The organism is Bradyrhizobium sp. BR 1433 (assembly GCF_051547665.1).
In the GTDB taxonomy this organism is placed as follows: Bacteria; Pseudomonadota; Alphaproteobacteria; order Rhizobiales; family Xanthobacteraceae; genus Bradyrhizobium; species Bradyrhizobium australafricanum.
Genome location: NZ_JBPUGG010000001.1, coordinates 4,365,883 through 4,391,995 on the forward strand (window position 1 = coordinate 4,365,883; position 26,113 = coordinate 4,391,995).

A 26,113-nucleotide genomic window follows, 5' to 3' on the forward strand; every position below is an offset into this window, starting at 1 on the left:
TCGCTGCGACATCTTGCGCATGCAACGCACAATCCGCTGATCCCGGAATGAGAGGCATGTTGCCCGTCATGTTGCCCCTGGACCTCAGATAGGCCAGCATCCTCCCTGCGCGCACCACAACAAACAACAGCGCCGGGGAAACGCATGAGCAAGGCCGCTCGGTTGGATTATGGCTGGGTCGTGGTCGGCGCGGGCGCGCTGATGACCTGCGTCGGCTTCGGCACCATGCTGTCGCTCGCGGTGTTCCTGCAGCCGATCTCGGATGCGATGGGCTGGTCGCGTGCCGGCGTCTCGGCGGCGGCGACGCTGGATTTCCTCTGCATGGGTTTTGCTGCGTTCGCCTGGGGCGCGCTGTCCGACCGCTTCGGTACTCGCATCGTGGTGCTGGCGGGCAGCCTGCTGCTCGGGCTTGGCCTGGTGACGGCGAGTCAGGCGCAAAGCCTGTGGCAATTCCAGCTCTGCTTCGGCGTGCTGATCGGAATCGCGGCCGGCAGCTTCTATGCGCCGATGATGGCGCTCGCCAGCGCCTGGATCGACAAGCATCGCAGCCTCGCGGTCGCGCTGGTGTCGGCCGGCATGGGCGTGTCGCCGTTGACTGTCGCGCCGTCGGCAAGCTGGCTGATCACGGCCTATGACTGGCGCTTCGCGATGCTCGTCATCGGCATCGCCGCATGGGCGCTGTTGATCCCCGCGTCGTTCCTGGTGCGCCCCGCGCCGCAGGGAACGGACGTCGCAATCCCGACGGCCGCGAACGCGCCACAAACCGAATGGACCGCAGCGCAGGCACTGCGTACGCCGCAATTCATCACGCTGGCACTGGCGCATTTCGCCTGCTGCGCGGCGCATTCCGGGCCGATCTTCCACATGGTGTCCTACGCCATGGTCTGCGGCATCGCGCCGCTCACCGCGGTCACGGTCTACAGCCTCGCCGGTTTTTCCGGGCTCGGCGGGCGGCTGCTGCTCGGCGTGCTCGCCGACCGGCTCGGCGCCAAGCCGGTGCTGGTCGGCGGCCTCCTGGTGCAGGCGCTGTCGATCGCGACCTATCTCGCGGTGGCGCAGCTCGGCGAGTTCTACGCGCTGTCTGTCGTGTTCGGCCTCGCCTATGGCGGCGTGATGCCGCTCTACGCCGTGCTGGTGCGCGAGTTCTTCGGCGCGCGCATCATGGGCACGGTGTTCGGCGCGGTGTCGGCCTTTGCGAGCCTCGGCATGGCGCTCGGGCCGTGGGCCGGCGGTTACGTGTTCGACACGTTCCACGGCTATACGTGGCTGCACGCCGGTTCCTTTGCGATCGGCCTTGCAGCGGTGGCCGTGGCGCTGAGCTTTTCCACCAAGCGCCAGCCGTCGCTCGATCTCGGCCGCGCCGCCGCCTGAGCGCGGATGCATTCGTCACTCTCGCGCGCACCGGCACAGCGGATGGATAGCTGATCTGCATCGGCGCCGTCCCGCCTTGCCTTCCCTTGCCCTCTCCTGCCGGATGAGCCACCATCGCCCGGCCTGCCCAACAAGAATGACAGAAGGCGCCGAGGACACGCATGAACAAGCCGCAGGGAGTAGACCTTGTCGAGCGGGCGCGCGCGCTGGCGCCGCTGATCACGAGTGAAGCCGACGAGATCGAACGGACACGGCGACTGACGGCATCCGTCACCGCGGCACTGGTCGAGAACGGGCTGTATCGCGCGCTGCTGCCGAAGCGTTTTGGCGGCGCCGAGGCGACACTGGACGCCTTCATGCAGATGCAGGAGGAGATCGCCAAGGCCGATGCATCCACGGCCTGGTGCCTCGGCCAGTGCAGCGTCTGCGCCATGACCGCGGCCTATCTCGAGCCCGACGCGGCCCACGAGATCTTCAACACCGCGCCCGGCATTCTCGCCTGGGGCGCGATCGCCCATGAGGTCCGTGCCGAGCCCGGAGGCTATCGCGCCAGCGCGCGCTGGGATTTCGCCTCGGGCTCGCGGCAGGCGAGCTGGCTCGGCGCCCATGTCCGCGTCGTCGAGGCCGACGGCTCACCGCGCAAGAAGGCCGACGGTTCGCCGGAGATCCGCACCATCCTGTTCCCGATGTCGTCAGCGACAATGTATGACGTCTGGGACGTGATCGGTCTGAAAGGCACCGGCACCGATTCCTACTCGGTCGACAACCTCTTCATTCCGGAGCAGTTCGCCGCGCTGCGCGACGATCCCGCCGCGTGCCGCGAGCCGGGGCCGCTCTACAAGCTCTCCACCAACATGGTGTTCAGTATGGGCTTTGCCGCCACCTCGCTCGGCGTCGCGCGCGCCATGCTGGACGCGGCGACCGAGCTTGCCCGCGGCAAGACCCCGCAAGGCCTCAAGGCGATGCGCGACAACAACGCCGTGCAGGGCCAGATCGGCCGCACCGAGGCGAGCCTGCGTGCCGCGCGCGCCTATCTGTACACGACGGCCCGCGACGTCTGGAGCGATCTCGTCCGCGGCGATCCGATCACCGAGGCGCATCGCGTCGCGATCCGCATCGCCTCGACCTGGACCATCCACCAGTCGGCCGCCGTGGTCGACATCGCCTATCACATGTCGGGGGCAACGGCAGTCTTCGCCAGGAATCCGTTCGAGCGACGGTTTCGCGACATGCACGCGATCGCGCAGCAGATCCAGGCCCGCGACACCCAGTACGAGGACGCCGGCAAGGCGATTTTGGCAGGCAATCTCGGCGCTCCGCCGTCCGCGCGCTAAAGCATGATCCGGAAAAGTGCGAAGCGGTTTTCCGAAAAGATCATACTTGAACAGGAACTGAAGCGCGATCAAGTCAGATTGCATCAGGGCGTTGACTCATAAGTCCGCTGTGTCGGCTCTGCTCCCTAAAACACGACATCGCCGGGTAATCATGGCATGTCGGTTTTGGGCCAACAGTGGGCATGACGACTGGCGGCCCTCGCAATCTGAATTCTGTCCCCGACTGTGCAAAATGGATTCTGTCGACTGCCCGGATTTTTCAGCGGTGCGGTAACGCATTGAGCTCGCAGAGGGCAGCCGTCGCGCTTGGTACAGCCAAAATTCGCAATCTTGGTGCTGTTTTATGAGCAGGCGCGGCGCATCTATTCGTTCGTACTAAGCGACCGAACTGCCTTGGCAGTTCTTGGATAGTCGGCGCGTCCGCGCGCTCTGCAAAAGTTCCACCAAAGGACAGAGGAGTAAATCCCATGAAGGCGATCGTTGTAACGGACCAAGCCGCGGGAACGGCCGGGATGAAGCTGGTGGACCGGCCCGAGCCGCAGGCAGCGATAAACGACGTCGTCGTTCAGGTTTATGCGTCGAGATTTGTCCCGACTGAGCTGGCGTGGCCCTCGACCTGGACCGATCGCCTCGATCGTGACCGAACACCGTCGATCCCGGGGCACGAGCTGGCCGGAGTGGTCACCGCTCTCGGATATGGCACTACAGGGCTATCGGTGGGACAGCGGGTGTTCGGTCTAGCGGACTGGTATCGCGACGGCACGCTGGCCGAGTATGTGGCGATCGAGGCGCGCAACCTCGCGCCGCTACCGGGCGACGTCGACTTCACAATGGGCGCAAGCCTTCCGGTCTCGGGCCTGACGGCATGGCAAGGACTATTTCAGCACGGCCGCCTCCAGGCGGGGCAGAGCGTCCTCGCACACGGCGCGGCCGGCGCAGTCGGGTCGATGGTGACGCAACTCGCGCGAGAGGCCGGCGCGTATGTGATCGGCTCCGGGCGGTCCGCCGATCGTCAGACTGTGCTCGACTTCGGCGCGCAGGAGTTCGTCGATCTCGACAACGACGCCCTTGAGGACGTCGGCAAAGTCGATCTGGTGTTCGACGTCATTGGCGGTGAAATCCAGAAGCGGTCGGTAAAACTGATTCAAGGCGGAGGAACGCTGGTGACGGTCGTTGGGCCGGCCGAGGCGCGCCCCTCCGACGGCTTGGCGGTCGACTTCGTCGTCGAGTCCGATCGTTCCCAACTGAGTGAGATCGTCCAGCGGGTGCGGGACGGACGCCTGCGGACGAACATCGGCAACGTCTCGACTCTCGACGAGGCCGTCGCTGCCTTGAATCCGACCGGTCGACGCAAAGGGAGTACGATCATCCGCGTTCGCCCCTGAGTGACACATGCCTGTTGATGCGCGCAGCTGGCCGGCCCTGTCAGGCCAGACGTTGAACAGTACGAAAGTAGCACCGGCGGCCATGGTCGCGGCACGAATACCGGCGGCGCAACATCTGGTTGTTAAGCTTTTTCTGGGACTTTGCGGACGGCGCTAATGCCTGGAGTTCCGCTGGTCCCATGTTCACGCTTCGATCGATTGCCGCCCGCCTGATCCTGGCGATTTCACTGACCGTTGCCGTCGCCTGCGCCATCCTCGGCGGCTTCTCCATCAGCCAGCAGCGGGCGCTGACCCGGCTCGCGCTCGATCAGCAGCTCAAGCTGCAGTATGACAGCGTGATTGCGGCGATCGACTACGAGGGGCGCGCCGCGCTCGCGGTTTCGGCGGTCATCGCCGCCTTGCCGCCGGTCGAGGACGCCATCGCCAAGGGCGATCGCGACGGCCTCGGAAAGCTGCTCGGCGCCCCCTGGGCGTCGATGAAGGCGCAGGGCATCCCGCTGATCTCGTTCTGGCAGCCCCCGGCGACCAGCTTCTACCGGGTCCATGCGCCGAAGACTTTCGGCGACGACGCCTCGACGCGGCGCACCACGGTGGTGGAATCGAACAGGACCGGCAAGCCGATCGTCGGCGTCGAGCCCGGCCGCGAAGCGCTGTCGATCTTCGGCATGACCCCGATCATGCACGAGGGCAAGACGCTGGCCAATGTCGACGTCGGCGCCGCCTTCGGCAAGGAATTCGTCGACCGCGCCAAGAAGCGCTTCGGCATCGACCTCGCCGTGCATTCCTTCGACGGCCAGAGCTTCAAGCGGCTGTCCTCGACCTTCGGCGACACCGTGGTCGCGACCCAGGACGAGCTCAAGCGCGTGATGAACGGTGCGGCCCTGCTGCGCGACGCTGTTCTCGACGGGCACGCGGTGGAGCTCTATCTCGGACAGATCAAGAACTACGCCGGCGAGCCGGTCGCCGTGCTCGAGATCGTCAAGGACACCAGCGACTATGAGGCCGCCGCGGCGAGCGCGCAGCGCAATCTGATCCTCGGCGTGGTCGCGATCATGGCCGCCGCCGTGCTGCTCGCGTTCCTGCTCGGCCGCGGCCTGTCGCGGCCGCTCACCGCGATCACCGGTGTCATGAACCGGCTGTCCAGCGGCGACACCAGCGTCACGATACCCGGCAGCGAGCGCCGCGACGAGCTCGGCACGATGGCGAAGGCGGTCGACGTGTTCCGCCGCAGCATGGTCGAAACCTCCTCGCTGCGCGAGGCGCAGGAGGCCGATAAGGTGAAGGCGGAGGCCGACAAGCAGGCGCTGCAGCGGCAGATGGCCGATCGTTTCGAAGCCGACGTCAAGGGCATGGTCGCCGCCGTGGCACGGTCCTCGGGCGACATGCAGCGCGTCGCGGGCGAGATCACCGCCAGTGTCAACGGCGCCTCCGAACGGACCTCGGCGGCGGCCGCCGCGTCCGAGGAAGCTTCGGCCAGCGTCAATGCGGTCGCAGCCGCAACCGAGGAGCTGGCGTCGTCGATCACCGAGATCGGCCGCCAGGTCACCCATTCCAGCCGCGTCGCCGACAGCGCCGTGACCAAGGCCATGGAGACCACCGAGATGGTGACGAGCCTCGCCGCATCGGCAGAGAAGATCGGCGACGTGCTGCGCCTGATCAGCGCGATCGCGAGCCAAACCAATCTGCTGGCCCTCAACGCCACCATCGAGGCCGCACGCGCCGGCGAGGCCGGCCGCGGCTTTGCCGTGGTCGCTGCCGAGGTGAAGGACCTCGCGAGCCAGACCGCGAAGGCAACCGAGGAGATCGCCGGCCAGGTCGGCGCGATCCAGTCCGCCACCGGCAACTGCGTCAGCGCGATCGGCGACATCAGCGGCACCATCCGCGAGATCTCGGGTATCGCCACCGCGATCGCGGCCGCCGTCGAGCAGCAGGATCTCGGCGACGCGGGAGATTGCCCGCAGCGTGCAGCAGGCGTCCACCGGGACCGTCGAGGTCTCCGCCAATATCGCGGGCGCGAGCGAGGCCGCCGGCCAGTCGCGGGCCCTCACCGGCAATGTGCTGGATACGTCCGGCCAGCTCGGCGATCACGCCGCCGCGCTGTCGCACAGCGTCGACACCTTCCTCGCCGGACTGCGCAACGCCGCCTAATCTTACTGCGTTACGGCTCTGCCTCCGTCGTCATTGCGAGGAGCGATAGCGACGAAGCAATCCATCCAGCCGCATATGCGGGCAGATGGATTGCTTCGCTTCGCTCGCGATGACGGCTGGATACGTTCACGGCTTGTCGGGGTTCAAGTCACGGCCAGGGCAGCACGGGCGGCGGCGCCGAGCGATCCGCCTTGTCGTCCGGCCCTGCCCCGGACCGCCCCCATTTGCCCATGAACGGCATTTTGAGCAGCCTGAGCAGCGACTGCTTCTCGGGATCATCGAAGCCGTCGAGACCGTAGCGCAGCTCCGCGAAGCGTGGACCGCGATTATAGGTGCCGCCGAGCCGGTCCCAGATCGAGAGCAGGTTGGAATAATTGCTGTCGGTCTTCGGCTGATGACGCGAACGATGCATCTTGTGCATGTTCGGCGTCACGAAGACGAGCCGCAGCCAGCGGTCGAGCCGCTCGGGCAGGCGGATATTGGCGTGCTCGAACTGGGCGTTCAGCACCGACAGTAGAAGCTTTGCAAAGCCGATCATGCTGGCCGCTCCCTCTTTACAAAACGAATATTCGTTCTTTATAATGACGACGAATGATCGTCAAGCCCGCCGCATCGGCCGGCCGCGACCTGATAAGGACCCGACAATGCCGAAGGTGAAACCCGAGACCCTGGCGATCCGTCGCGAGGAGATCCTGCAGGCCGCGGAAATCTGCTTTGCCCACCAGGGATTTCACCAGACCACGATCCAGGACGTGATCAAGCAATCCGGGCTCAGCGCCGGCTGCATCTACGGGCATTTCACCAACAAGGAAGAGCTGATCCAGGCGATCGGAGAAAGCCGCCATGACCGCGACAGTTCACTGCTCGCGATCAGGGGCGACAGCGACGATCCGCTGCAGAGCCTGCGGGCGATCGCCCGCGGCTTTCTCGGCGACCTGCAGAAGGAAGACGGCCTGCGCGCCCGCCGCGTCGCGCTGCAACTGTGGGCGGAAGCGCTGCGCGACGACGTGGTCCGCAACCAGGTGACGCGCGGAATCCGCCAGCCGATCGCCCTGATCGTGGACCTGCTGCGGCGCGGCCAGAAGAGCGGCGCGATCGACCGCGGCGTGCAGCCGCGCGGCGCGGCGCGGGCAATGGTGGCGATGTTCCAGGGCATCGTGCTGCAACGGCTGTGGGGCGAAACCGTCTCGACCGCGGAGGCGATGCACGCCTTCGACATCTTCCTTGCCGGCCTTGCGGCCAAGCGCTGACGGGAGATGCCATGATCGTCCACGACCTCCTCGCCGGCATCGGCACGGGCCTCGCCGGCGGTCTGACCGCCGGGCTGCTCGGCGTCAGCCCCGGCGGCGGACTGGTCGTGTTCTCGGTGCTGCTGCTCGGCGCCGGGCAACATGTCGCGCAAGGCATCTCGCTGGTCGCGCAAGTGCCGCCGACCAGCCTCACCGGCATCCGGCGCTATTGGCAAAGCGGCAACCGCGCGCCATTGCGCTGGATCGCCCTGCTGACATTCGGCTTCGTCGCCGGCGGCGCGGCCGGCGCACTTGCCGCGAACCATGTTGCTGAGTCCGCGCTGCGCTGGACCTATGTGGCCTATCTCGTCGTGCTCGACGCGATGCTGATCCTGCGCGGCGCACGTGACCAGGCGAAGCACGACGACAAAGGCAGCGCGCGCGACGTACCCTGGCCGGCGCTGCTCATTGTCGGGCTGCTGGCGGGCCTGTCGTCGGGCTTTCTCGGCATCGGCGGCGGACTGGCGACCGTGGTGGGCTTAAGCGCCGTGCTCGGCATATCGCAGCATCAGGCGCAGATGGCCAGCCTCGTGATGTCGCTGATCCCGACCACGATCCCCTCGGCCTGGATCTATTGGAGCGAGGGCTCGCTGGCGTCCTGGCCGGTGCTCGCGGGCGTGATCGTCGGCCTGCTGGCCGGCACCGATCTCGGCGCCCGCGCCGCCAACCGCATCGACCGCGCGCGGTTGCGCAGCGCGATGATCGTCTTCGTGTCGCTGACGGCGGTCTATATGACCTTCAAGGCGCTGTGATAGATAGACGCGGATACGTCGTCCTCGCGGAGCCCACCATGCGCAAGCCGGCAGCATCGACCAGCAAGGCGGCACGGCGCCCGCAGACGAAACCGGCAGCTGCGCTGTTCGACGCCTACCCTGCCCCGGTCAGAGCCAAGCTGCTGGCGCTGCGGCGGCTGATCTTCGAGACCGCGAAGGCAACCAAAGGCGTCGGCGCGCTGGAAGAGACATTGAAGTGGGGCCAGCCGAGCTACCTCACGCCGGAGACCGGCAGCGGCAGCACGGTCCGGATCGATCAGGTGAAGCCGGCCGCCGACCGGGTCGCGGTCTACTTCCACTGCCAGACCAGTCTGGTCGAGACCTTTCGCGAGCTCTATCCCGAGCTCAGCTACAGCGGCAACCGCGCGATCCTGCTCGATGTCGCGGGCAAGCTGCCGGAGCCCGCACTGCGCCACTGCGTGGCGCTGGCGCTGACTTATCATCTCAACAAGAAAGAATCGTAGGGCGTGAAGGCGACGGCGGTGCGCTCCCTCTCCCCGTTCTTACGGGGAGAAGGTTGGGTGAGGGGCCGTCTCCGCACATTCAGTAATAGCTGCGTTCGCGGAGAATCCCCTCACCCGGAACGCATCTAACGATGCGTTCCGACCTCTCCCCGCACGCGGGGCGAGGTAAGGGGAGCCCGACGCTCGATCGAGGTAACATCTCTGCCTCTAGGCTCCACTACGCCACCAGCGCCGTCGCGACGCGCTGCGCCTTCAGCAGGCTGATGATCTCGGCGTTCGGCCGCGCGCGGCTGAACAGAAAGCCCTGGCCCTCGTGGCAGCCCTCGGCGCGCAGGCGGCTCAACTCAGCCTCGGTCTCGACGCCCTCGGCGGTGATGGTGACGCCGAGCCCGATGCCTAGACTGACGATCGAACGGACGATCGCCTGCGCGTCGGGGTTCGCGCCGAGGTCGCGCACGAAGGACTGGTCGATCTTGATCTTGTCGAACGGAAAGCTGCGCAGATAGCTGAGGCTGGAATAGCCGGTGCCGAAATCGTCCATCGACATCCGCACCCCGAGCGCGCGCAAGGCATGCAGCGTCGCCAGCACCTGGCTGCTCTTCTCGAGCAGCAGCGTCTCGGTGATCTCGAGCTCGAGCCGCCGCGCCGGCAGGCCGGATTGCCGCAGCGCGTTGGTGACCAGCGCCAGCAGATTGCCGGTACGGAATTGCAGCGGCGACAGATTGACCGCAACGCGCACGTCATCCGGCCATTGCGCCGCGTCCATGCAGGCGCGATGCAGCATCAGCGCGCCCAGCGGATTGATCAGCCCGGTCTCCTCGGCCACCGGGATGAACTCGCCCGGCGAGATCATGCCGCGCTCTGGATGCGGCCAGCGCACCAGCGCCTCGAAGCCGGTGATGCGCCCGGTCGCAAGATCGACCAGCGGCTGGTAATAGGGCCGCAGGCCTTCGTTCTGGATCGCATCGCGCAGGTCGATCTCGATCTTGCGGCGGCTTTGCGCCCGCGCGTCCATCTCCGCCTCGAAGAAGGAGAAGGTGCCGCGGAATTCGCTCTTGGCGCGCGACAAAGCCATGTCGGCGCTTTTCAGGAGCTTTTCGGAATCCTCGCCGTCGCCGGGCGACATCGCGATCCCGATGCTGGCGCCGATCACCACCGAATGCCCCTCGAGCAGATAGGGCTCGCCGATCGCGTCCAAGATCCGCCGCGCCAGCAACACCGCGTCCTCGGGCCGCATCACGCCGCCCTGCACGATGGTGAACTCGTCGGAGTTGAGACGGGCCAGCGCATCTTCCTCGCGCAGCGTCGAGCGCAGGCGCTTGGCGACCGCGCGCAGCAGCTTGTTGCCGATGCCGTGACCGAGCGTCTCGTTGACCGCCTTGAAATTGTCGAGGCCCAGCATCAGCACTGCGACCTTGTCGGTCGAGCGGCGGGTGTGCTGCAGCATCTCGTCCATCTGCTGGCGCAGCAGATTGCGGTTGGGCAGGCCAGTCAGGCTGTCGTGCTGGGCCATAAAGGCGAGCCGCGCCTCGGCGCGCTTGCGCTCGGTGATGTCCATCAGCGCGAGCAGCATCGCCGGCTGGTCGCCATGCATCAGCTGGCGCGAATAGATCGCAAGGTCGATCAGCGTGCCGTCGGCGCGCACATGCTTCCAGGTCCGCGCCGCCTGCTCGTCGCTGCTGCGGCCTGCCGCCCAAGGCAGCTCGGCATCGAACGCCTGCAGGCTCCTGATCGTCATCCGCTCGAATTCGGCGCGGACGTAACCGTAATGCGCGATCGCAGCGTCGTTGACGGCGAGGATCCGCTCGCCGTCGAGCGCGCACAGGATCATCGGCACCGGATTGCCGTCGAACAGCAGGCGGAACGACGCCTCGCGCTGCTTCAGTTCGGTGATGTCGACGCGCAGGCCGACGATGCCGCCATCTGCGGTCAGCCGCTCCTCGATCAACACCACGCGGCCGTCGGCCAGCACCTGCTCGTGCCGCTCGCCGGGCTGGTACATCTTCCTGAGACGTTCGGCGATCCACTCTTCCTCGCGGCCGGCAGCCTCCGGATAATCGCCGCGCGCGACGCCGATGCGGATGGTGTCTTCGAGGCGCGCGCCGTGCTCGAACAGGTCGGAGCTGCGCTTGTAGATTTCCGAGTATTTCTTGTTCCAGAGCGTGTAACGGCCTTCGCGGTCCAGGAACACGATGCCCTGCGGCAGGATGTTCGATCGCCTCACGCAGCCGCGCGTTGGATCTGCGCGCCTCGGCGATCGCGGCCTCGGCCTGCGCGCGCTGGCGCACCAGTTCGCCGATCTCGACCGCAGGGCGGCGCGATCTGCCCGACACTTTCGGCGTCGGTGTGGGCCGACGGCCCCGAGGACGGGACAGTTTGGCCTGGTTCGGTTTCTTGGTGTTTTTCTTCGGCCGCATCATCGGTATCGCACGCCCCACGCGCATTCCAGTTCGGCGATATATCTGCGATAAGTCTCTGAAAAATTGGTATCTCTTGGCGAGTAGCTGCGCTGCCTGAGAAACCCTTGCATGCCTGCTTTGCAGGCGAATTCACGCCGGGCGCGAGTTTGCTCCCGGCGCGCCGGCGGCGCACGGCACAGATTCGCAGCGTGGAAGCGCCGGCGCTTGGTGAAGGAAGCGTAAACCGGCGCGCGATTGCACAATGAATGCGCCGAAGACGCTTCAAGCGCATCAATGTTTGTCAGCGTGCGGCAGGGTTATCGCGCGGTTAAAGCGCGGTGCGCCTCAGCCTTCGGATTTTGCCGGATCATACCTTAGTTGGTGATTTCGATGCGCGTGCCGCCTCGGCCGTTGCGCTCGACCAGCCCATAGAGCATTGCGGCGTGCGAGGGATGCAGGCGCACGCAGCCATGCGAGGCCGGCCCGCCAAGGCGCGTGAGTTCGTATGTTCCATGGATGGCAAAGCCGCGGTGGAAGAAGATCGAGTGCGGCATCGGCGAGTTATAGTACTTCTTCGAGTACCAGCGGCGCGCCAGCATCTGCGGACGAAAGACTCCACTCGGCGTGCCATAGCCGCGGCGGCCGGTCGACACCGGCCAGTTGTAGCGTCTCGCGCCGTCGACGCTGACCGCCATGCGCTGCGATGATTTATCGATGTGAACGACGACGTCGGCCCGCGCCGGCGAGAGCGCCAAAATCGGCGCGGCAATCGCGGCGGCAAACGCCAGCCGTACGCACGCTACGCTCGTCACAATAACGCCTACCCTGAAATTATTGCGGACATGATGTCGCCCACAACGTGCGCTTGTAAAGTGGCGTGGCTCACGTCGGAGCCTGGAAGCCGCGGGTAATCTTAATCCACCCTGTGGGCGATCAAGCGAATGGGATGAAAGCGCGGTCCGCCTGCCCCGAATCCATGCTAGCCTTGCGCCGACAGAGTGATCCGAATGACACCCCGCCTGCGTCTGTTCCCACTCCTGATCTTAGCCCTCGTCGCCTGCACCATCTCCGCGCGGGCGCAGGACAGGGGCTCGCTCAATCCACAGCCGCTGCCGCCGCTCGCTAACCCCAACGATCCAAAGATCGGGGCGAAGCAGCTGTTCGCGCGCAAGGTTTTGCCGGCGGCGCTGCCGACCCGGTCGATCGGCGGCTACACCAAGGGTTGTCTCGCCGGCGCCGCGCAGATGCCGCTCAACGGCGACACCTGGCAGGTGATGCGCCTGTCGCGCAACCGCTACTGGGGTCACCCGAACATGATCGCGCTGCTAAAGCGGCTGGCGGCCAACGCACACAAGGATGCCGGCTGGCCGGGCATCCTGGTCGGCGATATCGGCCAGCCGCGCGGCGGCCCCGCGCTCTCCGGTCATGCCAGCCACCAGATCGGACTCGACGCCGACATCTGGCTGACGCCGATGCCCGATCGCAAATTGTCGCGCGAGGACCGCGAGGAGATGTCGGCGGTGATGATGGTGCGCGACGACCGGCTCGACATCGATCCGCGCGTCTTCACGCCGGGCCACGTACTCGTTATCCGCGACGCGGCGCGGGAGCCGGCGGTGCAGCGCATCTTCGTCAATCCCGCGATCAAGAAGGCGCTGTGCCGCGAGGCCACGGGCGATCGCGGCTGGCTGTCGAAGATCCGGCCGTGGTGGGGCCACGACTACCACTTCCACATTCGCATGCGATGTCCGTCCGGCAGCCCGACCTGCGAGAGCCAGAAGGCGCAGGCGGAGGGCGAAGGCTGCAAGCCGTCCGATCTCGCCTTCTGGTTCAAGGATTCGGTGCTGCATCCGAAGCCTCCGCCGAAGCCGCCGAAACCCCGCCCGCCGATGACGCTGGCGCAGATGCCGGCTGACTGCAGGACGGTGCTGAACGCCCCCGACGCCAAACAGCAGCTGCCAGGGCAATAACATCTTCGTCAGGCGGCTATGCCGGCCGGCGCGAACTGCGATATAATCTCGTGCCGTCGTGCCGTAAGCGCGTGCGGGCGATGGATCGGGGCGGCTGATCTATTCTATCCGTCATCATGAATGGACCAGACATGCGCAAATCGCTCCTCGCCGCATCGCTCGTGCTCGTCTCAACCTCCGCTTTCGCGGCGGAGGAGCCGAGCGGCTGTGACAAGTTCAAATGGTCGATCGACCGTGCGCGCGCCGCGCTGACCGCGTCCGATCGCGCCAAGGTCGTATCGGGAAGCGAGCAGACGGCACTGCCGGCGACCGCGATCACGCTGGCGCTGGCGGCCCCCGGCGACGCCAAATTGCCGACCCCGCCGGAGCGCGCGCCGAAGGAAGGCACCTTCGCCGGCTTCACCAGCTTCAAGGCCGCGCCGAAGGCCGGGCTCTATACCGTCAGCCTGTCGGCCGGGGCCTGGGTTGACCTGGTGCAGGACGGGCATTTCCTGAAGCCCAAGGCGTTCAGCGGCGCGACCGATTGCGACGGTATCCGCAAGACCGTCAAATATGACCTCGGCGCCAGCCCCTTCGTGCTGCAGGTCAGCGGCTCAAAAGAGAACTCGCTGTCGATCGCGATCCAGCCGGCGGATGAATAGGACGAGCGGTTAGACAAACGGTCGCCTTTACCGTAAGCCCCAGCCTGCTATGTTCGCAGTGCGATATCCCTGAGGACCGTAAGTCCATCGGGGACCAGCGGAACAGCGCTTCCGTCCGTCGCAGGCCAGACCCCAATCAACGCCTGATTTGCGCGCGCACGTTCGCCCGCGAACTCGCACGGAGCGCTTTCCATGTCACGACTTTCAATTTCAAGGCTTGCCGGACTTTTCACCGCTTTCGCCTTCCTGCTCGGCGCGATGCATTCGCCCGCGAGAGCGGAGGACAAGACGCTCACCGTGTTTGCCGCCGCCTCGATGAAGAACGCGCTCGACGACATCGACGCGGCCTATACCGCCAAGACCGGCGTCAAGATCACCGCCAGCTATGCCGCGAGCTCGGCGCTTGCCAAGCAGATCGAGCAGGGCGCGCCGGCCGACGTGTTCGTCTCCGCCGATACCGACTGGATGGACTATGCGATCAAGCAGAAGAACATCAATGAAGCGACGCGGGTGAACCTGCTCGGCAACTCGATCGTGCTGATCGCGCCGAAGGATTCCATGATCGACAACGTCAGCATCGGACCCGGCTTCGATCTCGCCAAACTCGCTGGCGACGGCAGGATCGCGACCGGCGACGTCAAGGCGGTGCCGGTCGGCAAATACGCCAAGGCTGCGCTGGAAAAGCTCGGCGCCTGGCAGGCGGCGGAACCGAAATTCGCGATGGCCGAGAGCGTGCGCGCGGCATTGACGCTGGTGGCGCGCGGCGAAGCCGTGCTCGGCATCGTCTATTCGACCGACGCCAAGGTCGAGCCGGGCGTCAAGATCGTCGGCACCTTCCCGGCCGACACCCATCCGGCGATCATCTATCCGGTCGCGGCGACCACGACCGCGAAGCCAGAGACCGCCGAGTACCTGGCCTTCCTGCGCTCGTCCACGGCGAAGACGATCCTCGAGAAATACGGCTTCAAGTTCCTGATCAACCCGACGACCTAAGCGTGTTTGAGATCTCGCCGACCGAATGGACGGCGATCCTGCTGTCGCTGCGGGTCGCCGTCATCGCAACACTGGTGGCGACCCCGTTCGGGGTAGCGCTCGCCTGGCTGCTGGCGCGGCGCGATTTCTGGGCAAGTCGCTGCTCGATGCCGCCGTGCATTTGCCGCTGGTGCTGCCGCCCGTCGTCACCGGTTATTTGCTGCTGCTGACCTTCGGCAAGCGCGGCCTGGTCGGCGGCTGGCTGGCCGACCATCTCGGCATCGTGTTCGCTTTCCGCTGGACCGGCGCGGCGCTCGCCTGTGGCGTGATGTCGTTTCCGCTTCTGGTGCGCCCGATCCGTCTCTCGATCGAAGCCGTCGACCGCCGCCTCGAGCAGGCGGCCGAGACACTCGGCGCCGCACCGTGGCGGGTGTTCGCAACGGTGACGCTGCCGCTGGCGCTGCCCGGCGTGCTGGCCGGCATGGTACTCGGTTTTGCCAAGGCGATCGGCGAGTTCGGCGCGACCATCACCTTCGTCTCGAACATTCCCGGCGAGACCCAGACCATTTCGTCGGCGATCTATTCGCTGATCCAGACGCCGGATGGCGACCCCGCCGCCGCGCGGCTCGTGATCATCTCGATCGTGCTCGCGGTCGGCGCACTGGTCGCGGCTGAAGTGTTCGCGCGTCGCGCCACCGCGCGCCTGCATGGGCAATAGAGCATGATCCGGAAAAGTGTGAAGCGGTTTTCCGAAGAGGTCATGCTCAAACAAGGAGCTAAAGCGCGATGACGATTCAACTCAATCTCATCGCGCTTTAGCCATGCTGCGCGTCGACATCACCAAGCAGCTCGGCGAGTTCTCGCTTGCGGCCTCGTTCACCAGCGAGGGCCGCGTCACCGGCCTGTTCGGCGCGTCCGGCTCCGGCAAGACCTCGCTGATCAACACCATCGCGGGACTGTTGCGTCCCGACCGCGGCACCATCGTGATCGACGGCGAGACCGTCGACGATACCGCGACCGGCATCCACGTCCCGACCTGGCGCCGCCGCATCGGTTACGTATTCCAGGACGCGCGGCTGTTTCCGCATCTCGATGTCCGCCAGAACCTCGACTACGGCCGCCGCATGAACGGCCTCACCGAAGATCCCGCCCAACACCGGCGCGTCGTCGACCTGCTCGACATCGGCGCCCTGCTCGACCGCCGTCCCGGAAAGCTCTCCGGCGGCGAGCGCCAGCGCGTCGCGCTCGGCCGGGCGCTGCTGTCCAAGCCGCGGCTGCTGCTGCTCGACGAGCCGCTGGGCGCGCTCGACGAAAGCCGCAAGCTCGAGATCCTGCCCTATCTGGTCCGGCTGCGCGACGAGGCCGGCGTCCCGATGGTCTATGTCAGCCACGACGCGGCCGAGCTGCGCCAGCTCGCCACCCAGATCGTGATGCTGCGCCGCGGCCAGGCGACCGCGTTCGGCGGTGTCAAGGTGCTGACGGCGGGCGCGTAGCTGGCCGTTTTTCCGAAAGTCGGCATAAGATAGCCTATCTTGTCTGCTAGGCCCGCGTCGGGACGTCCGATCGGCATGGGGAAGGGTGAATTTGTGCGACTGACTGGCTGGGTGTTGCTGCTGATCGGCGGGCTGCTGTGCGCCACGATTTCGTGGGCCGCGCTCGGCTTCCTGCTGATGGGCGTCGGCCTGATCGCGCTGCAGGTCGACGAGCGGCGCCGGCGTCCGGCCGATGCTGCCGTGCCGGCCGGCGCCTCGGGATTTACCCCGCCGCGCCTCAGCGACGGGCTGCAGCCGCCGACCCTAGACCCGATCGCAGGCCAGGATACCGGGCAGCGTCAGCCGCGCCGGGTGGCCTGGCCCGACAAGAAGGGGGACGCGGCTTACGACCGGGAGACTTACGACCGGGAGGCCTGGCGCCGGCTGGTCGACAGCGATCCTGATCTCGCCCAGATCGCCAATGTACTCGCCGATTACGGCCCGCAATATGTCGACGAGCTGGCAGCGAGCTATCTGGCCGCCCCCGACAAGGGCCGCCTCGCGGCGATTGTCGACGGCATCATCGCGCGCGCCGGGGACGGTCAGCCGATCCCGCCGCCGCCCGCACCAGTCGAAGCATCTCGGCCGCCGCCGCTGCCGCCCCCGCCGCAGCCAAAGCCGGTGATCATCCCTGCCGCCAAGCCGGCGGCTTCGCCAAGCAATCGCGCAAACGCGCTCGAAGCGTCCCTGCTCGCCACGGTCGAGGAGGCTTCCGCCAAGATGGCCGCCGAACGCGCCGGTCTCTTCAAGCCTGCCAAGGAGCCCGGAAGGGAGCCGGGCAAGGCCACCGACAGCCGACCGCAGGCGGCGAGCCAGCGGGAACCGCTGTTCGGTCGCGCCACCCGGGACGCGAAGCCCGCCGGGCCGCCGCCGGTGCCGGTCACACCGCCGCCGATGCCGGCTACACCGCCGCCCATGCCGGCCGACACGCCCGCCGCTCTCGAAGCATCGTCGATCGCCGCCGTCAGCGAGGCCGCCGCCCGGCGCGCGGACGCACCCAAGGACGCGTCCAAGGATGGATCCAAGGATGCGTCCGAGCCGGCACCGGAATCAGCGCCGCCGGCGAGGCGCGAGGCCGAAATCCGTGCGGTCGCGCCCACTCCACCGACGCCACCTCCGCCGGCTCCCGCTGCGCCCGCCACGACGCCAGCTGCGACGACACCACCTGCGAAGACAGCGGCCGACAATCTCGACGAGACGCTGCTCGCGGCGCTGGCCGAGATTTCCGGCCAGAAAATCAAGGGCGAGACCAAGCCGGACGCGGCGTCCAAGGGCTCGTCCGGCCCGCCGGCGGACGACGGGCTGTCCGACATGATCAGGAAGTTCGCACCGGATTCGAGCTTCCTGCGCAAGACGTAACGGCGCGGCTCAGACCCCCGCCACCGACGCCCAGATGTCGGCGAGCTTGCGCTTGACGATCTGCATCCGCGTTTGCGGCCCGACCTTCTCCTCTTCCTCCGGCAGGCGCAGGCCGACCACGTTGACGCGGCCGCCGCTGATGCTGCGCGCCACCAGCACGATCTCGTCGAGCGCCAGTTCGGCCCCCTCCTTCGGCGCGCGGTCGAGATTGATGTCGAAATAGTCGGCGAGCGTCAGCTTGGCCTGGTGCTCGTCGACCTTGACGCCATAGATCTCGGCGAGCTCGCCGAGCGTATGCTCGGCCGACACCATGAAGTCGCCGAGCAGATGAGGATCGGGCGCGCTCGACGGCGCCATGTCGACGAAGAAGCGGTCGAGCGCCTCGGCGCGCTGCGGCGGCGCCAGCAAATAGATGTAGTCGCCGGGCGCGACCGGATCGGCCTCGGTCGGCGTCAGGATCCGCTCGTCGCGGATCACCAGCGTCGGCTTCGACCAGGACGGGATCAGCCCGCGGCGGAAGTACAGGCTCTTCGGCCGCACCGGATAGCCGACCAGCTGCTGCTCGAGCTGGCCGGGCAGATCCAGTTCGACGCGGCGCGGGCCGCGATCGGCGCGCGGCAGCGCGACATGCAGCCGCCGCGCCGCCGGCGCCAGCGTCCAGCCCTGCAACAGCAGCGAGATGATGACGACGACGAAGGCAACGTCGAAATAGAGATAGGCCTTCGACAGGCCGACCAGCATCGGGATCGAGGCGAGGAAGATCGCGACCGCGCCGCGCAGGCCGGTCCAGGCGATGAAGACCTTTTCCCGCCAGTTGAACTTGAACGGTGCGAGGCAGATCAACACCGCCAGCGGCCGCGCCACCAGCATCAGCGCGAACGCCACCAGCACCGCGCCGCCGGCGCTGGAGAGCAGGCGATGCGGCGAGACCAGAAGGCCGAGCAGCACGAACATCACGATCTGCGCCAGCCAGGTCGCGGCGTCGAGGAACGTCACCACCGAATTATGCGCGCGGGTCGGCCGGTTGCCGATGATGATACCGGCGAGATAGACGGCGAGGAATCCCGAGGCATGCACGATCTGCGAGCCGCCGAAGATCACCAGTGCCGCGGTGGTGACGAACGGCGCATGCAGGCCCTGCGGCAGCGCCACATAGTTCAGCGCGATCACCACCAGCCGGCCGCCGATCACCCCGATGATGGCGCCGAACACGGCCTCCTGGATGAACTCCAGCGCGATGTGCGAGGCCGAGCTCTGGCCGATCGAGATGAACTCGACCAGCATCAAGGTGAGGAAGATCGCGAACGGATCGTTGGTGCCGGATTCCGCCTCCAGCGTCGCGCCGACGCGTGGGCGTAGCCGCAGACCCTGGGTGTGCACCAGCAGGAACACGGCAGCCGCGTCGGTCGAGGCCACGACGGCGCCGACCAGCAATGACTCGGTCCAGTTGAGGTCGAGCACGAAACGGGCGACCGGCGCTGTGATCAGCGCGGTCAACAGCACGCCGGCGGTCGCCAGCACCATCGAGGGCACCAGCACGGTGCGGATGCTGGCAAACCGCGTCTTCAATCCGCCGTCGAACAGGATCAGCGCCAGCGCCACCGAGCCGACCAGATAGGTGGTGCGGACGTCGTCGAACTGCAGCCGGCCGGGGCCGGAATCGCCCGCCAGCATGCCGACCAGCAAGAACACCAGCAGCAAGGGAGCGCCGAACCGCAAGGCCAGCAGGCTCGACAGGATGCCGGCCATCACCAGCACCGCACCGAGCAGGATCGCTATACTGACGGAGTCGAGGGATGCCATGCGCCTTCGGAGGTCTCAAATACTTGCAATTGCATCCTTATCGTCGCCACACTGGGACGCCAACCGATTTCTGAGATGAGCGGCAATGTGCCCGGTCTCATCAGCCCCTAGGTCGCCCCGACACTGTATTGTATCGATGGTCGCGTGCGCGCCTTTGTGGGATTCTGCCTGCACATTCGAATCACATTTGGCTGACCCGCGCTTCGAGTTGAGATTTTGCCGATGGACATGAACTGGAAGGACGTCCTCGAATCGATCCAAATGGCGGCGCGCTCGGTCGGCGCCGAGGTCGCCTCGCCCTGGTTCTATCTGCAATTCGGCATCATCCTCGCCGCCGCGGGCCTCGCCTACGCCGCCGATACCGCCATTCATGCGCGGGTCGACATGGCGTCGCTGGCGATGCGCTGGCCGCTGCCGCTCCGGCACTTCGCCCGCGTGATGGTGAAGAGCGCTTCCACCGCCGTGTTCGCGGTCCTGATGATCATCTCCCGCATCGTGATGTGGCACGCGACCTGGCCGAGCCGCAGCTATCTGATCGCGGTCTCCGCCAAGCTGGCGCTGGCCTGGCTGGTGATCCGCCTCGTCACCTCGGTGATCGACAACGCCTTCATCGTGAAAACAGTCTCGATCGCGGCATGGGTGGTCGCCGCCCTCAGCATCATCGGCCAGCTCGATTGGGCGGCCGACACGCTGGATGCGTATGCGGTCGTGGTCGGCGGCCTCCGCCTTTCTCCGCTGCTGTTGATCAAGGCCGGCGCGCTCCTGATCGTGGCGCTGTGGCTGACCAACCTCGCCGGCAATTTCGCCGAGAGCCGCATCAACCGCGCCACCGATCTGACGCCGTCGATCCAGGTGCTGCTGGTCAAGATCATCCGCATCGGATTGATGGTGACGGCGATCGTGATCGCGCTCGGCGCGGTCGGCATCAACCTCTCAGCGCTCGCGGTGTTCACTGGCGCGGCCGGCGTCGGCATCGGTCTCGGCCTGCAGAAGATCGTCGCCAATTTCATCAGCGGCCTGATCCTGTTGGTCGACAAATCGGTGAAGCCCGGCGATCTCGTCACGATCGGCGACAATTCGGGCCGGATCAGCGCGATGAAGACCCGCTACATCTCGGTCGCCGCCGGCGACGGCCGCGAGTTCCTGATCCCGAACGAGGACCTGGTGACGCAGAAGGTCACCAACTGGACCTATACCGACAAGAACACGCTGGTGAAGATCGCCTTCTCCACCAACTACGACGCCAATCCGCGGCAGGTCTGCAAGCTCGCGATCACGACCGCGGCGGCCCATCCGCGCGCCACCAAGGGCCGGACGCCGAACTGCATCCTGACCGAGTTCGCCGAGGCCGGGATGAAATTCTCCCTGACCTTCTGGATCGCCGACCCCGACGGCATGGACAATGTGAAGAGCGACGTCATGCTGTCGCTGTGGGACGCCTTCAAGCAGGAGGGGATCAGGGTGCCCTACCCGGTGCGGGAACTCCGCATCCGCGGCGGCGCGCTGCCGGTCGAGAGCGTGGTCGAGGTCTCCAATTAGCGCTTGAGCGCGGTCTTTTCGCCGCAGCGGTGGCCGCTGTTCCGGATATGGCCTGAAAATCAAGCCGTTTGGACATGTCCCCATGCCCAACCTTGGCTTGCGCCGGGCGCGCCGATCATTAAATTAGGGCCTGAAATCAGCCCCTTGCCCGCAGAAACAGCCCGCCCATGAGCTATATCGACGCCACCGACACCTCGCTTCGCAAGACCGGTCAGATCAAGCTGCACGGACCGAGCGGCTTTGCCGGCATGCGCAAGGCGGGCGCTCTGGTGTCGAAATGCCTCGATGCGCTCACCGACATCGTCAAGCCGGGCATCCCGACTTCGGTCATCGACGAGTTCGTTCGCAAGTTCGCCTTCGACCACGGCGCCTATCCGGCGACGCTGATGTATCGCGGCTATCGCTACTCGACCTGCACCTCGATCAATCACGTGGTCTGCCACGGCATGCCGGGGACCGGCCGCTGAAGGAAGGCGACATCGTCAATGTCGACGTCACCTTCATCGTCGACGGCTGGTACGGCGATTCCAGCCGCATGTATGCGATCGGCGCCATCGCGCGGAAGGCCGAGCGGCTGATCGAGGTGACCTATGAGGCGATGATGCGCGGCATCGCCGCGGTGAAGCCCGGCGCTACCACCGGCGATATCGGCCACGCCATCCAGAGCTATGTCGAACCGCAGGGCATGAGCGTGGTGCGCGACTTCTGCGGCCACGGCCTCGGCCGCCTGTTCCACGACGAGCCGAACATCATCCATATCGGCCGCCCCGGCGAAGGCGCACCGCTGAAGCCCGGCATGTTCTTCACCATCGAGCCGATGATCAATCTCGGCAAGCCGCATGTGAAGATCCTGTCCGACGGCTGGACCGCGGTGACCCGCGACCGTTCGCTGTCGGCGCAGTTCGAGCATTCGGTCGGCGTCACCGCCGACGGCGTCGAGATCTTCACGCTGTCCGAACGCCATGGCGAGAAGCCGTGGGTTCAGGTCTAATCGGGTTCAGCTGTAACCGTCCTCGTCAATAATCGCTCCGCGTGCGCTCGATGATCTCCTCGGGCGTATGGTTCTCTCCGATCGACATCGCGCAGATCCGCGACAGATGCAGATAGGACAGTCCGGTCTCCTCCGCCCAGGCGTTGAACTGCGCCTGCACCTTGGCGAGATCGCGCTTCGACTTGACCTCCTCGGCGATATCGAGGCCGGCATCGCGCAGGCAGGCGACGACGTCGCGCGAGGTGACGAAGCCGTCCCAACCGAGGAAGCGCAGCAGCATCTGTCCGGTGTTGCCGCCGAGCCGGCTGCCGCGCTTGGCCAATAGCTCCAGCAGTCCAACCTCATCCGATGACGGCCAGGCGCTAAGGAATTTGCCGAAGCTGCCATGCTCGCGCGCGATCTCCTGCACGAAGCGGCCGTTGTCGCGCACCGACATGATTTTGGCGCCGTTGCGCACGATCCTGGCGTCGCTGACGAGCTTCTCCCAGAATTCGTCGGGCTTGAAGGCGAGCTTGGCGGGCTGAAAGCCGAGGAACGCCTCCTCGAAGCCCGGCCATTTGGCGTCGATCACGCTCCAGGCAAAGCCCGCGCAGAACACGCGCCTGGTCATCTCGGCCAGCACGCGGTCGTCACCGAGCTTGGCCAGCGCGTTGGCGCCCGCCGGCGGCCGCAGCAGCTTCTCCAGCGCCTTCGGCCCGCCCTTGCGCTTCTCGGCGCGCGAGCGGATCACCTTGAATGATGTCACGCGACCCTCCCCCTCTTTGCTCTCGAACCGTTGCGGCCGACGGTAATTCGCCGGTCGCATTGTGGCAAACCGGAGCGGCATCGGCCCTTCAGGATCGCCCCTTGCAAAATGCGGCCGGCACGGCATGGTTGTGGCCGATGCCCACCAAGCCCGATACCAGCGACGACGAAGCCGACGAGACGCCGCATTATCACGGCCATCGCGAACGGCTGCGCGAGCGCTTCTATGCGGCCGGGCCCGACGCGCTGACCGACTACGAGCTATTGGAAATGGCGCTGTTCGCCGCGATCCCGCGCCGCGACACCAAGCCGTTGGCCAAGGCGCTGTTGAAGAAGTTCGGCTCGTTCGCCGAGGTGGTGCACGCGCCGGTGGCGCGGCTGCGCGAGGTCGAGGGCGTCAAGGATGCCTCGATCAACCAGCTCAAACTGCTCGCCGCCGCCGCCGGCCGGATCGCCAAGGGCGAGATCAAGCGCAACGTCGCGCTGTCGTCCTGGAACGACGTCATCGACTATTGCCGCACCGGCATGGCGTTCGCCGACAAGGAGCAGTTCCGCCTGTTGTTCCTCGACAAGCGCAACCAGCTGATCGCCGACGAGGTGCAGCAGACCGGCACCGTCGATCACACCCCGGTCTATCCGCGCGAGGTGATCAAGCGCGCGCTGGAATTGTCCGCCACCGCGCTGATCCTGGTGCACAATCATCCGTCCGGCGACCCGACGCCGTCGCAGGCCGACATCCAGATGACGAAAGCCATCGTCGACATCGCCAAGCCGCTCGGGATCGCCGTGCACGATCACATCATCGTCGGCAAGAACGGGCATACCAGCTTCAAGGGCATGCGGCTGATTTAGCATTGCACTCAACAAGCCCCCCGCTGTCGTCCCGGCCTAGTGCGCAATTGCGCACGGGGGGCCGGGACCATAACCACAGGGTTGCGTTGTCGAAGCACGCTATGGCTCCAGCTTTGCAAGCCAATTTGCTTTCGTGGTTATGGGTCCCGGGTCGCGCTGCGCTTGCCCGGGACGACATCGAGATTGTGGCAGATAGTCATACGACCGCATTCTCGCGACATCTCTTGCCGAGCCTTGCATCTCGTTCCGCCCGCGTCATACGAACCAAGCGTAACTGCCGCTAAACTAGCCCATGCAACGTTTCCCGCGCGGCGGCGTTTGTTGCAGATTGATCTGACGGCCTGTCAGGGGCCTTGGGGGACCGATGTCCGATTTCGTCATTGAGGAAGGGCTGCCCTATCCGCTGGGCGCCCACTGGAGCGGCCACGGCACCAATTTCGCGGTGTTTTCCGCCAACGCCACCAAGGTCGAGGTCTGCCTGTTCGACGGCGAGCGCGAGACGCACCGCTTCGAGCTGCCCGAATATACCGACCAGGTGTTTCACGGCTTCATCAACGGCGTGCAGCCGGGGACGTTCTACGGCTATCGCGTTTACGGTCCCTACCAGCCGGACGGCGGCCACCGCTTCAATCCGAACAAGCTGCTGCTCGATCCCTACGCCTGCGCCCATGCCGGCAGCCTGACCTGGAATCCGGCGGTGTTCGGCTACAAGATGGAGAGCGGCGACGACCTCACCTTCGACGAGCGCGACAGCGCGCCATTCATGCCGAAATGCGTGGTGGTCGATCCCAATTTCGACTGGGTCCAGGAAGCACGGCGGCAGGACGTGCATTGGGACGAGACCGTGGTCTACGAGACCCACGTCAAGGGGTTCACCAAACAGCACCCGGGCATCGACGAACATTTGCGCGGCACCTATGCCGGCTTCGGCTCGAACGCGGCGATCGATCATCTCAAGGCACTCGGCATCACCTCGGTCGAGCTGCTGCCGGCGCATTCCTTCATCAACGACAGCAACCTGCTGGACAAGCACCTCACCAATTACTGGGGCTACAACACCATCGGCTTCTTCGCGCCGGATCCGCGCTATGCCGCCGACGTGCCGAACAGCCTGCGCGAATTCAAGGAGATGGTGTCGCGGCTGCATGGCGCCGGCCTCGAAGTCATTCTCGATGTCGTCTACAACCACACCGCCGAAGGCAATGAGCGCGGCCCGACGCTGTCGTTCAAGGGCATCGACAATGCGAGCTATTACCGGCTGTTGCCCGATAAGCGGCGCTACTACATCAACGATACCGGCACCGGCAACACGGTGAACCTGTCGCATCCGCGGGTGATCCAGATGGTGATGGACAGCCTGCGCTACTGGGCCGGCCACATGCATGTCGACGGCTTCCGTTTCGACCTCGGCACCATTTTGGCGCGCGAAGTCTACGGCTTCGACGAGCAGTCCGGCTTCCTCAAGGCGATGAACCAGGACCCGCTGCTCGCGACCGTCAAGCTGATCGCCGAGCCCTGGGACTGCGGCCCCGGCGGCTACCAGGTCGGCGGCTTTCCGGCGGGCTGGGCGGAGTGGAACGACAAATACCGCAACGTTGTGCGCGATTTCTGGCGCGGCGAGGCGGCGCCGGGCAGCCTGGCACCGCGGCTGCTCGGCTCGCACGATGTGTTCAACCGCGAGGGCCGCCGCACCTGGGCCAGCGTCAACTTCATCACCGCACATGACGGGTTCACGCTGAACGACTGGGCGAGCTACAACAACAAGCACAACGAGGCCAACGGCGAGTACAACAATGACGGCTCGTCCGACAACCACTCCTGGAATTGCGGCGCCGAGGGCCCGACCGACAATCCGGATGTCCGCACTTTGCGCGAACGCCAGAAGCGCAACATGCTGGCGACACTGCTGGCATCGCAGGGCACGCCGATGCTGCTCGGCGGCGACGAGTTCGGCCGCACCCAGCGCGGCAACAACAATGCGTACTGCCAGGACAACGACATTTCCTGGTTCGACTGGAATTTTTCCGACGACGCCGGGAAGCTGCTCGCTTTCACCAAGCGGATGATCAAGCTCAGGCGCGACTATCCGATCCTACGCCGCAGTCGCTTCCTCTCCGGCGATCGCGATCCGCAACTCGAGATCCGCGACGTGGTCTGGCTCGGCACGACAGGTGCCGAGATGACGCAGGCCGACTGGAGCACCGGCTGGATCAAATGCTTCGGCGTCGTGCTCGACGGCCGCGCGCGCAAGACCGCGATCGCGCGTGAGGGCGAGGACGACACTGTGCTTGTCATCCTCAACAGCTACGAGGGCGAGGTCGACTTCAAGCTACCGCGGACGTCGGCCGGACCGCGCTGGTCGTTGCTGCTCGATACCAACGCGCCGGAACAGCCGGCGGGCGCGCAGTTTGCGTTCGACGGCACGTACAAGGCGGTGGGGCGTTCGTTCGTGCTCTTCACCGCCGGCGAGGTGAAGTCATCTCCGTAGCCCGTTGGCTCCACCCGGGCTGCGGTCCGCCTCCTCCTTCCCCCTGAAAGGGGGAAGGT

At 66.1% G+C, this 26,113-nt stretch carries 18 protein-coding genes and 4 pseudogenes; 17 read left to right on the forward strand and 5 right to left on the reverse strand.

The window, feature by feature from the left end; all coding sequences use genetic code 11:
* The first annotated feature begins 144 nt into the window (after window positions 1-144).
* The 4 genes and pseudogenes from ACSKB9_RS21265 (at window position 145) to ACSKB9_RS21280 (ending at window position 6,238) form a co-directional block, all read left to right on the forward strand.
* Window positions 145-1,371 (forward strand): MFS transporter, encoded by a 1,227-nt coding sequence (locus ACSKB9_RS21265; RefSeq protein WP_438075495.1) that lies wholly within the window; start codon window positions 145-147, stop codon window positions 1,369-1,371.
* A 161-nt stretch (window positions 1,372-1,532) separates the two neighbouring features.
* On the forward strand, window positions 1,533-2,705 hold the full coding sequence (locus ACSKB9_RS21270; protein ID WP_438075497.1) for an acyl-CoA dehydrogenase family protein: 1,173 nt from the start codon (window positions 1,533-1,535) through the stop codon (window positions 2,703-2,705).
* 467 nt (window positions 2,706-3,172) lie between these two features.
* Window positions 3,173-4,090 (forward strand): NADP-dependent oxidoreductase, encoded by a 918-nt coding sequence (locus tag ACSKB9_RS21275; protein ID WP_438075499.1) that lies wholly within the window; start codon window positions 3,173-3,175, stop codon window positions 4,088-4,090.
* Between the two features lie 179 nt (window positions 4,091-4,269).
* A pseudogene (locus tag ACSKB9_RS21280) lies at window positions 4,270-6,238 on the forward strand (cache domain-containing protein).
* A 148-nt stretch (window positions 6,239-6,386) separates the two neighbouring features.
* Here ACSKB9_RS21280 and ACSKB9_RS21285 read toward each other — a convergent pair.
* Window positions 6,387-6,776, reverse strand: coding sequence for a sterol desaturase family protein (locus ACSKB9_RS21285; RefSeq protein WP_438075501.1), 390 nt, complete (start codon window positions 6,774-6,776; stop codon window positions 6,387-6,389).
* Window positions 6,777-6,882: 106 nt separating this feature from the next.
* On the opposite strand from ACSKB9_RS21285, the gene ACSKB9_RS21290 reads away from it, so the two are divergent.
* Genes ACSKB9_RS21290 through ACSKB9_RS21300 form a run of 3 tightly spaced genes read left to right on the forward strand, consistent with a single transcriptional unit; the run spans window position 6,883 to window position 8,764 of the window.
* The gene (locus tag ACSKB9_RS21290; protein WP_438075503.1) at window positions 6,883-7,488 is read left to right on the forward strand and encodes a TetR/AcrR family transcriptional regulator; all 606 of its coding nucleotides are present in this window, start codon (window positions 6,883-6,885) and stop codon (window positions 7,486-7,488) included.
* Window positions 7,489-7,499: 11 nt separating this feature from the next.
* Window positions 7,500-8,279 carry a sulfite exporter TauE/SafE family protein gene (locus ACSKB9_RS21295; RefSeq protein WP_438075505.1) on the forward strand — a complete coding sequence of 260 codons (780 nt, stop codon included), beginning with the start codon at window positions 7,500-7,502 and terminating at the stop codon, window positions 8,277-8,279.
* A 38-nt stretch (window positions 8,280-8,317) separates the two neighbouring features.
* Entirely contained in the window at window positions 8,318-8,764 is a 447-nt protein-coding gene (locus ACSKB9_RS21300) for a DUF1801 domain-containing protein (RefSeq protein WP_438075507.1), read from the forward strand.
* A 217-nt stretch (window positions 8,765-8,981) separates the two neighbouring features.
* Here the strand turns inward: ACSKB9_RS21300 and ACSKB9_RS21305 are convergent.
* Together ACSKB9_RS21305 and ACSKB9_RS21310 are read right to left on the reverse strand one after the other, a co-directional pair.
* Window positions 8,982-11,181: pseudogene (locus ACSKB9_RS21305) on the reverse strand (sensor domain-containing protein).
* A gap of 356 nt (window positions 11,182-11,537) precedes the next feature.
* Complete coding sequence (locus tag ACSKB9_RS21310) at window positions 11,538-11,975, reverse strand: L,D-transpeptidase (protein WP_438075509.1); 438 nt, start codon at window positions 11,973-11,975, stop codon at window positions 11,538-11,540.
* Between the two features lie 195 nt (window positions 11,976-12,170).
* Between ACSKB9_RS21310 and mepA the strand changes: the two genes are divergently transcribed.
* The 6 genes and pseudogenes from mepA (at window position 12,171) to ACSKB9_RS21340 (ending at window position 17,637) form a co-directional block, all read left to right on the forward strand.
* Window positions 12,171-13,133, forward strand: a complete 963-nt coding sequence (mepA, locus tag ACSKB9_RS21315; RefSeq protein ID WP_176936729.1) for a penicillin-insensitive murein endopeptidase — start codon at window positions 12,171-12,173, stop codon at window positions 13,131-13,133.
* 131 nt (window positions 13,134-13,264) lie between these two features.
* Window positions 13,265-13,774 carry a hypothetical protein gene (locus ACSKB9_RS21320; RefSeq protein ID WP_438075511.1) on the forward strand — a complete coding sequence of 170 codons (510 nt, stop codon included), beginning with the start codon at window positions 13,265-13,267 and terminating at the stop codon, window positions 13,772-13,774.
* A gap of 207 nt (window positions 13,775-13,981) precedes the next feature.
* Window positions 13,982-14,767, forward strand: a complete 786-nt coding sequence (modA, locus tag ACSKB9_RS21325; RefSeq protein ID WP_438080325.1) for a molybdate ABC transporter substrate-binding protein — start codon at window positions 13,982-13,984, stop codon at window positions 14,765-14,767.
* A 2-nt stretch (window positions 14,768-14,769) separates the two neighbouring features.
* Window positions 14,770-15,464 (forward strand): annotated as a pseudogene (gene modB / locus ACSKB9_RS21330) (molybdate ABC transporter permease subunit).
* A gap of 103 nt (window positions 15,465-15,567) precedes the next feature.
* Window positions 15,568-16,239, forward strand: coding sequence for a molybdenum ABC transporter ATP-binding protein (gene modC / locus ACSKB9_RS21335; protein ID WP_438075513.1), 672 nt, complete (start codon window positions 15,568-15,570; stop codon window positions 16,237-16,239).
* Between the two features lie 93 nt (window positions 16,240-16,332).
* Entirely contained in the window at window positions 16,333-17,637 is a 1,305-nt protein-coding gene (locus ACSKB9_RS21340; RefSeq protein ID WP_438075515.1) for a hypothetical protein, read from the forward strand.
* Between the two features lie 9 nt (window positions 17,638-17,646).
* Here the strand turns inward: ACSKB9_RS21340 and ACSKB9_RS21345 are convergent, their stop codons facing one another.
* Entirely contained in the window at window positions 17,647-19,440 is a 1,794-nt protein-coding gene (locus tag ACSKB9_RS21345; RefSeq protein WP_438075517.1) for a potassium/proton antiporter, read from the reverse strand.
* A 222-nt stretch (window positions 19,441-19,662) separates the two neighbouring features.
* Between ACSKB9_RS21345 and ACSKB9_RS21350 the strand changes: the two genes are divergently transcribed.
* Both ACSKB9_RS21350 and map read left to right on the forward strand, forming a co-directional pair.
* A complete protein-coding gene (locus tag ACSKB9_RS21350; RefSeq protein ID WP_438075519.1) occupies window positions 19,663-20,979 on the forward strand; it encodes a mechanosensitive ion channel family protein in 1,317 nt (438 codons plus the stop codon).
* A 167-nt stretch (window positions 20,980-21,146) separates the two neighbouring features.
* Window positions 21,147-21,970, forward strand: a pseudogene (gene map / locus ACSKB9_RS21355) (type I methionyl aminopeptidase).
* 25 nt (window positions 21,971-21,995) lie between these two features.
* Here map and ACSKB9_RS21360 read toward each other — a convergent pair.
* A complete protein-coding gene (locus tag ACSKB9_RS21360; RefSeq protein ID WP_438075521.1) occupies window positions 21,996-22,715 on the reverse strand; it encodes a DNA-3-methyladenine glycosylase I in 720 nt (239 codons plus the stop codon).
* A 137-nt stretch (window positions 22,716-22,852) separates the two neighbouring features.
* Between ACSKB9_RS21360 and radC the strand changes: the two genes are divergently transcribed.
* Window positions 22,853-23,566, forward strand: a complete 714-nt coding sequence (gene radC, locus ACSKB9_RS21365; RefSeq protein ID WP_438080326.1) for a RadC family protein — start codon at window positions 22,853-22,855, stop codon at window positions 23,564-23,566.
* A gap of 364 nt (window positions 23,567-23,930) precedes the next feature.
* A complete protein-coding gene (gene glgX, locus ACSKB9_RS21370) occupies window positions 23,931-26,054 on the forward strand; it encodes a glycogen debranching protein GlgX (protein WP_438075523.1) in 2,124 nt (707 codons plus the stop codon).
* Window positions 26,055-26,113: the final 59 nt, after the last annotated feature.

Excerpts from the sequence above, each read along its gene's own strand:
- ACSKB9_RS21265 (WP_438075495.1), top strand. The coding sequence starts at position 145 with ATGAGCAAGGCCGCTCGGTTGGATTATGGCTGGGTCGTGGTCGGCGCG.
- ACSKB9_RS21270 (WP_438075497.1), top strand. The coding sequence starts at position 1,533 with ATGAACAAGCCGCAGGGAGTAGACCTTGTCGAGCGGGCGCGCGCGCTG.
- ACSKB9_RS21275 (WP_438075499.1), top strand. The coding sequence starts at position 3,173 with ATGAAGGCGATCGTTGTAACGGACCAAGCCGCGGGAACGGCCGGGATG.
- ACSKB9_RS21285 (WP_438075501.1), bottom strand. The coding sequence starts at position 6,776 with ATGATCGGCTTTGCAAAGCTTCTACTGTCGGTGCTGAACGCCCAGTTC.
- ACSKB9_RS21290 (WP_438075503.1), top strand. The coding sequence starts at position 6,883 with ATGCCGAAGGTGAAACCCGAGACCCTGGCGATCCGTCGCGAGGAGATC.
- ACSKB9_RS21295 (WP_438075505.1), top strand. The coding sequence starts at position 7,500 with ATGATCGTCCACGACCTCCTCGCCGGCATCGGCACGGGCCTCGCCGGC.
- ACSKB9_RS21300 (WP_438075507.1), top strand. The coding sequence starts at position 8,318 with ATGCGCAAGCCGGCAGCATCGACCAGCAAGGCGGCACGGCGCCCGCAG.
- mepA (WP_176936729.1), top strand. The coding sequence starts at position 12,171 with ATGACACCCCGCCTGCGTCTGTTCCCACTCCTGATCTTAGCCCTCGTC.
- ACSKB9_RS21320 (WP_438075511.1), top strand. The coding sequence starts at position 13,265 with ATGCGCAAATCGCTCCTCGCCGCATCGCTCGTGCTCGTCTCAACCTCC.
- modC (WP_438075513.1), top strand. The coding sequence starts at position 15,568 with ATGCTGCGCGTCGACATCACCAAGCAGCTCGGCGAGTTCTCGCTTGCG.
- ACSKB9_RS21345 (WP_438075517.1), bottom strand. The coding sequence starts at position 19,440 with ATGGCATCCCTCGACTCCGTCAGTATAGCGATCCTGCTCGGTGCGGTG.
- ACSKB9_RS21350 (WP_438075519.1), top strand. The coding sequence starts at position 19,663 with ATGGACATGAACTGGAAGGACGTCCTCGAATCGATCCAAATGGCGGCG.
- radC (WP_438080326.1), top strand. The coding sequence starts at position 22,853 with ATGCCCACCAAGCCCGATACCAGCGACGACGAAGCCGACGAGACGCCG.
- glgX (WP_438075523.1), top strand. The coding sequence starts at position 23,931 with ATGTCCGATTTCGTCATTGAGGAAGGGCTGCCCTATCCGCTGGGCGCC.